The sequence below is a fragment of the Stenotrophomonas sp. SY1 genome, from assembly GCF_021202945.1.
Lineage (GTDB): Bacteria > Pseudomonadota > Gammaproteobacteria > Xanthomonadales > Xanthomonadaceae > Stenotrophomonas.
Genome location: NZ_JAJOYR010000015.1, coordinates 1 through 500 on the forward strand (window position 1 = coordinate 1; position 500 = coordinate 500).

Below are 500 nucleotides of genomic sequence, written 5' to 3' on the forward strand. Positions count from 1 at the left end.
CGTCCCACGTGATGCCGTCGGCCCAGCGGCCGTTGCCCAGCATGCGCAGGCGATTGATCGACAGGCGCGTCGGTGCGTTGTCCGTCACGTACTGCTGCACCAGAAAGCTGCGGCTACGCCAGACACGCTCGGGCGGGGCCTTGAGCGCGATCGCGCTTGGTGGCCACAGATGCGTGGGGATCTCGACGAGCTGCTCCGGCAGGGCACGATGTTGCGCCGTCAGGGCTCGCCGCTCCGTCCTATTGAGGCGACGATCAGCCACGGGTCACCTCCCGATCGTTCGCAGCCTCCTGACGTTTGGCCAGCTCGACCGGTTCGAGCAGCTCCTGGCGGGCGACGTTCACTTCACGCGGTGCCGTGATGCCAATGCGGACCTGGTTGCCTTTGATGCCCAGGACGGTGACGACGACGTTGTCGCCGATGTACAGGGTTTCGCTTTCACGACGGGTGAGGACGAGCATGTGGATCTCCTGTTTCCTTGGAGCCCGGCCGCACGCTGC

The 500-nt window shown here is 65.8% G+C and carries 2 protein-coding genes; both read right to left on the reverse strand.

Annotation, left to right across the window (positions count from 1 at the left end; translation table 11 throughout):
• Window positions 1-262 (reverse strand): hypothetical protein (locus tag LR961_RS19135; RefSeq protein WP_232151565.1); only part of this gene is annotated, 262 nt, incomplete at its 3' end.
• Entirely contained in the window at window positions 255-461 is a 207-nt protein-coding gene (csrA, locus tag LR961_RS19140) for a carbon storage regulator CsrA (protein ID WP_232151566.1), read from the reverse strand. The genes csrA and LR961_RS19135, both read right to left, overlap by 8 nt.
• Window positions 462-500: the final 39 nt, after the last annotated feature.